This is a genomic window from Streptomyces turgidiscabies Car8, assembly GCF_000331005.1.
GTDB classification, from domain to species: Bacteria; Actinomycetota; Actinomycetes; order Streptomycetales; family Streptomycetaceae; genus Streptomyces; species Streptomyces turgidiscabies.
In genome coordinates, this window is the sequence record NZ_AEJB01000682.1 from 1 (window position 1) to 6934 (window position 6934).

At 69.0% G+C, this 6934-nt stretch carries 8 protein-coding genes and 5 tRNA genes; 11 read left to right on the forward strand and 2 right to left on the reverse strand.

The features are described from left to right. The 6 genes from STRTUCAR8_RS47305 to STRTUCAR8_RS47330 form a co-directional block, all read left to right on the forward strand. The coding region (locus STRTUCAR8_RS47305; protein ID WP_006383665.1) for an HAD family hydrolase at nt 1–616 on the forward strand (616 nt) is incomplete at its 5' end. Nucleotides 617–707: 91 nt separating this feature from the next. Then, a tRNA-Gln gene (locus STRTUCAR8_RS47310) sits at nt 708–779 on the forward strand. A 48-nt stretch (nt 780–827) separates the two neighbouring features. After that, nucleotides 828–900, forward strand: a tRNA-Glu gene (locus tag STRTUCAR8_RS47315). Between the two features lie 61 nt (nt 901–961). Further along, nucleotides 962–1034: transfer RNA gene (locus STRTUCAR8_RS47320), tRNA-Glu, on the forward strand. Nucleotides 1035–1054: 20 nt separating this feature from the next. Then, nucleotides 1055–1126: transfer RNA gene (locus STRTUCAR8_RS47325), tRNA-Gln, on the forward strand. Between the two features lie 44 nt (nt 1127–1170). After that, nucleotides 1171–1243: transfer RNA gene (locus STRTUCAR8_RS47330), tRNA-Glu, on the forward strand. 88 nt (nt 1244–1331) lie between these two features. Here the strand turns inward: STRTUCAR8_RS47330 and STRTUCAR8_RS47335 are convergent. Further along, entirely contained in the window at nt 1332–1973 is a 642-nt protein-coding gene (locus STRTUCAR8_RS47335) for a MerR family transcriptional regulator (RefSeq protein ID WP_006383669.1), read from the reverse strand. 98 nt (nt 1974–2071) lie between these two features. Here STRTUCAR8_RS47335 and STRTUCAR8_RS47340 point away from each other — a divergent pair, with 98 nt between their 5' ends. Further along, nucleotides 2072–2572, forward strand: a complete 501-nt coding sequence (locus STRTUCAR8_RS47340) for a DUF4188 domain-containing protein (RefSeq protein WP_006383663.1) — start codon at nt 2072–2074, stop codon at nt 2570–2572. A gap of 101 nt (nt 2573–2673) precedes the next feature. Here STRTUCAR8_RS47340 and ndgR read toward each other — a convergent pair whose 3' ends face one another. Continuing rightward, entirely contained in the window at nt 2674–3390 is a 717-nt protein-coding gene (ndgR, locus tag STRTUCAR8_RS47345) for an IclR family transcriptional regulator NdgR (RefSeq protein WP_006383662.1), read from the reverse strand. A 194-nt stretch (nt 3391–3584) separates the two neighbouring features. Here ndgR and leuC point away from each other — a divergent pair, with 194 nt between their 5' ends. The 4 genes from leuC to STRTUCAR8_RS47365 all read left to right on the forward strand — a co-directional run bounded on the left by leuC (nt 3585) and on the right by STRTUCAR8_RS47365 (nt 6907). Beyond that, nucleotides 3585–5015 carry a 3-isopropylmalate dehydratase large subunit gene (gene leuC / locus STRTUCAR8_RS47350; RefSeq protein ID WP_006383667.1) on the forward strand — a complete coding sequence of 477 codons (1431 nt, stop codon included), beginning with the start codon at nt 3585–3587 and terminating at the stop codon, nt 5013–5015. A gap of 6 nt (nt 5016–5021) precedes the next feature. Beyond that, nucleotides 5022–5615, forward strand: a complete 594-nt coding sequence (gene leuD, locus STRTUCAR8_RS47355; protein ID WP_006383664.1) for a 3-isopropylmalate dehydratase small subunit — start codon at nt 5022–5024, stop codon at nt 5613–5615. A 266-nt stretch (nt 5616–5881) separates the two neighbouring features. Continuing rightward, nucleotides 5882–6112, forward strand: a complete 231-nt coding sequence (locus tag STRTUCAR8_RS47360; protein ID WP_044474126.1) for an SCO5555 family protein — start codon at nt 5882–5884, stop codon at nt 6110–6112. A gap of 138 nt (nt 6113–6250) precedes the next feature. Beyond that, complete coding sequence (locus tag STRTUCAR8_RS47365) at nt 6251–6907, forward strand: HU family DNA-binding protein (protein ID WP_006383670.1); 657 nt, start codon at nt 6251–6253, stop codon at nt 6905–6907. Nucleotides 6908–6934: the final 27 nt, after the last annotated feature.

Below are 6934 nucleotides of genomic sequence, written 5' to 3' on the forward strand. Positions count from 1 at the left end.
GACCGTCGAGGAGGCCCTCGTGCGCTGGCGGGAGGTCACCGACCGGCAGTGGGCGCGGTTCGCGGCGGGGGAGACCGACTTCCAGGGGCAGCGCCGGGACCGGGTGCGGATGTTCCTGGACGAGGTGCTGACCGACGCCGAGGCCGACGCCTGGTTCGACCGGTACATCGGGCACTACGAGGCCGCCTGGGCGCTCTTCCCGGACGTGCTGCCCGTCCTCGACCTTCTCGCCACCAGCCACCGGCACGGCGTGCTCTCCAACTCCAGCCTCCTCGTGCAGGACCGCAAGCTGCGTGTCCTCGGCGTACGCGACCGCTTCGAGGCCGTCCTGTGCGCGGCCGAGCTGGGCGTCCACAAACCGGACGCCCAGGCCTTCCACGCGGCCTGCGACGCCTTGGGCCTGCCTCCGGCGCAGGTGGCGTACGTCGGTGATCATCCGGAGATCGACGGGCGGGGCGCGGTCGACGCCGGAATGCTCTCCGTGTGGATCGACCGCGGCGGCCTCGGCGCCGTCGAGCGGGCCGTCGCCGGCCCGCACCGGATCGCCTCCCTCGCCGAACTGCCCGCGATCCTCGGCGCCGATACCCGTTTTGGAGCGCCGTCCACCTTCGGGTAATGTTCTTCCTGCGCCGCCGGAGAGCGGGCCGAAAGGCCAGGCACCGGAGGCGCAAGCTAGAACAGAAGCTCCGCAGGGGCTCGCGTTCCAGTGGCCTATGGTGTAATTGGCAGCACGACGGTTTCTGGTTCCGTTAGTCTTGGTTCGAGTCCAGGTAGGCCAGCTCGCAGATTGCTTCAAATCTGCACTCGTGGAGACCAGCTCCACACAAGCCCCCGTTGTGTAGCGGCCTAGCACGCTGCCCTCTCACGGCAGTAGCGCCGGTTCGAATCCGGTCGGGGGTACAGATCCTTCCCGGAGGGTCGGTCGGGTCGCACCCTCTGACTTTCACGCAGGATCGCTAGGGCCCCCGTTGTGTAGCGGCCTAGCACGCTGCCCTCTCACGGCAGTAGCGCCGGTTCGAATCCGGTCGGGGGTACGCTTTACCTTGAATCGCCTTGGTCTATGGTGTAATTGGCAACACTACGGTTTCTGGTACCGTCATTCTTGGTTCGAGTCCAGGTAGACCAGCTCGGATCTGCGCCGGTGCAGTTGCAACCGAGTGCAAGATCCTCGCCCCCGTTGTGTAGCGGCCTAGCACGCTGCCCTCTCACGGCAGTAGCGCCGGTTCGAATCCGGTCGGGGGTACGTCAGTGCACGGTGGCCCTCCGCTTCGGCGGGGGGCCACTTCGCATGTGCGGCCACATCCAGGGCCAGGTGCCCGGCCGGACGTCTCCTACAGCCCGTAGCGCCGCGCCGACTCCTCCTCCTGCGCCAGCCGGTGCAGTGCCGTGAGCACCGGTTCGAAGAGCACCGTCGCCGCGACCGCCGTCTCGACCCGCTCCGCGTCCGACGCGTGCGTCTCCAGATAGTCCAGGTCCCGTCTCGCCACCTGGTGCATCAACTCCGCGTACGGCGCCATCAGTTCGGCGTCCCAGGAGTACCCCAGCCGGATCAGCGCGGCCACCGCCGCCACCAGCGAGCGGTGCACGGGGGAGAGGGGGCTCAGTTCCCGCGCGGTCTCCCAGCCGAGGCCCGCCAGCAGCCGGTCCACCTCCCGGCGGGCGGCGACGACGGCAGGGTCCTCCTCGTCCGGCTCGGCACCGTGCGGCAACGCCCACAGGGCCGCGCCCAGGCGGATCGTGCGGCCCAGGGACTCGTCGTCGACGTGGCCGAGCACCTCACGGGCGGTGGCCACCGGGACACGGCCCACCTGGATCATCGCGCGCACCAGTCGCAACCGGCGCAGATGCCCCTCGTCGTACTCCGCTGTCGTCGTGTTGATCTGACGGCCGGGCGCCAACAGGCCTTCGCGCAGGTAGTACTTGATGGTCGCGGTGGACACACCGCTGTGCTCGCTCAGCTCCGCCAGCCGCATCCCTTGCGCCTTTCCTCGGACAACGGCACGATCCAAGCACGCGGTGGTCGGATAGCGCCGCTACCCAACGAGGATCCACCGTTCCCCGGGGAGGCGTCATGTTCGTGAAGCCCAACGCCGGCCGTACGACAGCGGCCGCCGAGGGAGATGTCGTCGTTCTGCTCATCGGGATGCGCATCAACCACTTCTGGGCCGTGCACCACTGGTTCCCGGTGCTCACGGCCATGCCGCGGATGCTGCGGGAGCTGGCGAAGGATCCCGCGCGCGGGCTGCTCAGGCACGTGCTGCTGACGGCGTCGCCGCGGACGTACTACGTCGTCCAGTACTGGGAGTCCAAGGAGAAGCTGTACGCGTACGCCGCGGCGCCCGACATGTTCCACCACAAGGCGTGGGGCGCCCTCAACCGCAAGGAACGGGAGGGGAAGGTGCGGCAGCACGTGGGGTTGTGGCACGAGACCTATGTCGTGCCCGAGGGGTCGTACGAGTCGATCTACGCGGACATGCCGGCGTTCGGTCTGGCGGCGGCGCACGGAGTACTGCCCGTCGAGAGGCGCGGCCGCTCCGCCGAGGCGCGGTTCCGTCACCGGTCGGCTCCGTAGGGGTTCTGCCGGAGGAGCCCCGGACATGGAAGCGCCCTCGGGGAAACGGCCTGCCGCGGCGTTGAGGCCGGCCGGATTCCCGAGGGCGTACGTCTTTCAGGTCAGCCCGTGCGGCGCAGGGCCTCGGAGAGGCGGCCGGCCGCGTCGATGACCGCCTGGGCGTGCATACGGCCGGGATGACGGGTCAGGCGCTCGATGGGGCCGGAGACCGAGACGGCGGCCACCACGCGGTTCGACGGGCCCCGGACCGGCGCGGAGACCGAGGCGACGCCCGGTTCGCGCTCGCCGATCGACTGGGCCCAGCCCCGGCGTCGTACGCCCGACAGCGCTGTCGCCGTGAAGCGGGCGCCCTGGAGGCCGCGGTGCAGACGCTCCGGCTCCTCCCACGCCATCAGGATCTGGGCCGACGAGCCCGCCTTCATCGTGAGCGTCGAGCCGACGGGGACCGTGTCCCTGAGGCCCGAGAGGCGCTCGGCCGCCGCGACACAGATGCGCATGTCGCCCTGGCGGCGGTAGAGCTGCGCGCTCTCGCCCGTCAGGTCGCGGAGGTGGGTGAGCACCGGGCCGGCGGTCGCGAGAAGGCGGTCCTCGCCGGCTGCCGCCGCCAGTTCCGCCAGCCTGGGGCCGAGAATGAACCGGCCCTGCATGTCGCGCGCCACCATGCGGTGGTGTTCCAAGGCCACGGCGAGACGATGTGCCGTGGGTCGTGCGAGTCCGGTCGCCGCGACCAGACCCGCGAGGGTGGCCGGACCGGACTCCAGAGCGCTCAGGACAAGGGCTGCCTTGTCCAGAACGCCGACGCCGCTACTGTTGTCCATGAAACGATACTCGCGTCTCACTCTGTGAAACGCAAGTTCATTTTCCGGTGGAACGCGCCACTCTGGAAGACACAGCGGCCCGCCGACCAACGGGCCGGGCGGCGAATGTCCGGACGAGGGGTACGGGCGGTCGCCTCCACAAGATCTCTATCTAGATGGGCCGGCGCCCGCACCGGCCGGCCGGAGGGAAAGCGATGGGTAGGACACTCGCGGAGAAGGTCTGGGACGACCACGTCGTCCGGCGCGCCGAGGGCGAGCCCGACCTCCTCTTCATCGACTTGCACCTGCTGCACGAGGTGACCAGCCCGCAGGCCTTCGACGGCCTGCGCCAGAACGGCCGTAAGGTGCGACGCCTCGACCTCACCATCGCGACCGAGGACCACAACACCCCGACCCTCGACATCGACAAGCCCATCGCCGACCCGGTCTCCCGGGTCCAGCTGGAGACGCTGCGCAAGAACTGCGCCGACTTCGGAGTGCGGCTGCACCCGCTGGGCGACGTCGAGCAGGGTGTCGTCCACGTGGTGGGACCGCAGCTGGGCCTGACCCAGCCCGGCACCACCGTCGTCTGCGGCGACTCCCACACCTCCACGCACGGCGCCTTCGGCGCGCTGGCCTTCGGCATCGGCACGTCGCAGGTCGAGCATGTGCTGGCCACCCAGACGCTGCCGCTGGCCCGCCCCAGGACCATGGCCATCACGGTCGAGGGCGAGCTGCCCGACGGCGTCACCGCCAAGGACCTGATCCTCGCCATCATCGCGAAGATCGGTACGGGCGGCGGCCAGGGCTACATCCTGGAGTACCGCGGCTCCGCCATCGAGAAGCTCTCGATGGAGGCCCGGATGACCATCTGCAACATGTCGATCGAGGCCGGTGCCCGCGCGGGCATGATCGCCCCCGACGAGACCACCTTCGAGTACCTCAAGGGCCGCCCGCACGCCCCCGCCGACGCGGACTGGGACGCGGCGGTGGAGTACTGGAAGACGCTGCGCACCGACGACGACGCGGAATTCGACGCCGAGGTCGTCATCGACGGCGCCGCGCTGTCGCCGTTCGTCACCTGGGGTACCAACCCCGGCCAGGGCGCGCCGCTTTCGGCGGACGTCCCCGACCCCGCTTCGTACGAAGACGCTTCGGAGCGCCTCGCCGCCGAAAAGGCCCTGGAGTACATGGGGTTGGAGGCCGGACAGTCGCTGCGCTCCATCAAGGTGGACACCGTCTTCGTAGGTTCCTGCACCAACGGCCGCATCGAGGACCTGCGCGCCGCCGCCGAGATCGTCGGGGGCCGCAAAGTCGCCGACGGCGTACGGATGCTGGTCGTCCCCGGTTCGGTGCGGGTCGGTCTCCAGGCCGTCTCCGAGGGCCTGGACGTGGTCTTCAAGGAGGCCGGCGCCGAATGGCGGCACGCGGGCTGCTCGATGTGTCTGGGCATGAACCCCGACCAGCTGGCCCCCGGTGAGCGCTCCGCGTCCACCTCCAACCGCAACTTCGAGGGCAGGCAGGGCAAGGGCGGCCGTACGCACCTGGTGTCGCCGCAGGTCGCCGCCGCGACGGCCGTACTGGGCCACCTGGCCTCCCCGGCCGACCTGTCCGACGCCGACACCCGTACGCCCGCTGGAGTCTGATCAGCCATGGAAGCATTCACCACGCACACCGGCCGGGCCGTCCCGCTGCGCCGCAGCAACGTCGACACCGACCAGATCATCCCTGCTCACTGGCTCAAGAAGGTCACGCGGGACGGGTTCGAGGACGGGCTGTTCGAGGCCTGGCGCAAGGACGAGAACTTCGTCCTCAACCGCCCGGAGCGCAAGGGCGCCACGGTCCTGGTCGCCGGCCCCGACTTCGGTACGGGCTCCTCGCGTGAGCACGCCGTCTGGGCGCTGCAGAACTACGGCTTCAAGACCGTCATCTCCTCGCGCTTCGCCGACATCTTCCGCGGCAACTCGCTCAAGAACGGCCTGCTCACGGTGGTTCTGGAGCAGAAGATCGTGGACGCGCTCCAGGAGCTCACCGAAAACGACCCGGAGACCGAGATCACGGTCGACCTGGAGGCCCGCGAGGTGCGCGCCGAGGGCATCACCGCGGCCTTCGAGCTCGACGAGAACGCCCGTTGGCGGCTGCTGAACGGGCTGGACGACATCTCCATCACCCTGCAGAACGAGGGCGAGATCTCGGCGTACGAGGCGAAGCGGCCCTCGCACAAGCCGTGGACGCTCAAGGTCTGAGCCGTATGGCCCTTCGCAAGTAGGGTTTCGGCCACTGCAACACCCCGTCTGTACCCCCGATCGCCACGATTGGGGGTACAGCTGTTTCTGCCTCCGGACCCTCTCCCGCACCGCACCGGAGCCCCTCAACTTCCCATGTTAGAAAGGGTGTTGATGGGGTACCCGGGTCTTGACAACGCAACTCCCGACTGAGCGCGGAAGGCCGTTTGAGGCAGCAGTTGCCCCCTGGGCAGGCGACAACTCGCCCCAGATGGCACAATCTGTGCATGGAACACGACGGCCAACTCGAGCTCTACACGGCGGTCGCGGCCCAACTCAAGGAAGCGCACACAACAGTGCGCGCACTGCAAGTCCCGGAGGGCGTACGGATGGCGCTGACCCGGAAGCTGCTGGTCATTACGGCCGCGGCCAAGCACGATCTCGCCGACGCGACAAGGCGGCTGGAACGCTTCACGGCGGACCTCGACGAGGGTCGATTCCCCGACGAGGACCACTGAGGAACTCCATGACAGCCCGAGTTCGTTGCGGCACAAGGGTGATTAGCCCGTTTCGTGTTTGATTTGCGGTATATATCTGCCTAACGTGCGAAAAAGCTTGAACACTTTCGTTCTGGCAATGTCTCCGAAGGGGAAGACGTGAACAAGGCGCAGCTCGTAGAAGCCATTGCGGACAAGGTCGGTGGCCGTCAGCAGGCCGCCGAGGCGGTCGACGCGGTCCTGGACGCCATCGTCCGCGCGACCGTCAGCGGGGACCGGGTCTCGGTCACGGGCTTCGGTTCGTTCGAGAAGGTCGACCGTCCGGCCCGTTACGCCCGCAACCCGCAGACGGGTGAGCGGGTTCGGGTCAAGAAGACCTCCGTCCCCCGCTTCCGTGCGGGCCAGGGCTTCAAGGACCTGGTGAGCGGCTCGAAGAAGCTCCCCCGTGGTGGCGAGGTCGCGGTCAAGAAGGCGCCCAAGGGCAGCCTGACCGGCGGCGGTGCCGCCGCGACGGTCAAGAAGGCCGCGGCGAAGAAGGCCACCACCGCCAAGAGGGCGACGGCCGCGAAGAAGACCGTGGCGAAGAAGGCGACGCCGGCGAAGAAGACCACGGCGACGGCGACGGCCAAGAAGGCCACCGCCAAGAAGACCACCGCGAAGACCGCGGCGGCCAAGAAGACCACGGCCACGGCGAAGAAGACCGCCGCGAAGAAGGCCCCGGCGGCCAAGAAGGCGACGGCGACGACGAAGGCTCCGGCCCGCAAGTCGGCGGCCCGCACCACCACCGCCAAGAAGGCCACCGCTCGCAGCAAGTAGAGGTGCGAGGGCACTTACGCGCCGGGC

Excerpts from the sequence above, each read along its gene's own strand:
- leuC (WP_006383667.1), top strand. The coding sequence starts at position 3,585 with ATGGGTAGGACACTCGCGGAGAAGGTCTGGGACGACCACGTCGTCCGG.
- ndgR (WP_006383662.1), bottom strand. The coding sequence starts at position 3,390 with ATGGACAACAGTAGCGGCGTCGGCGTTCTGGACAAGGCAGCCCTTGTC.
- STRTUCAR8_RS47340 (WP_006383663.1), top strand. The coding sequence starts at position 2,072 with ATGTTCGTGAAGCCCAACGCCGGCCGTACGACAGCGGCCGCCGAGGGA.
- STRTUCAR8_RS47335 (WP_006383669.1), bottom strand. The coding sequence starts at position 1,973 with ATGCGGCTGGCGGAGCTGAGCGAGCACAGCGGTGTGTCCACCGCGACC.
- leuD (WP_006383664.1), top strand. The coding sequence starts at position 5,022 with ATGGAAGCATTCACCACGCACACCGGCCGGGCCGTCCCGCTGCGCCGC.
- STRTUCAR8_RS47360 (WP_044474126.1), top strand. The coding sequence starts at position 5,882 with ATGGAACACGACGGCCAACTCGAGCTCTACACGGCGGTCGCGGCCCAA.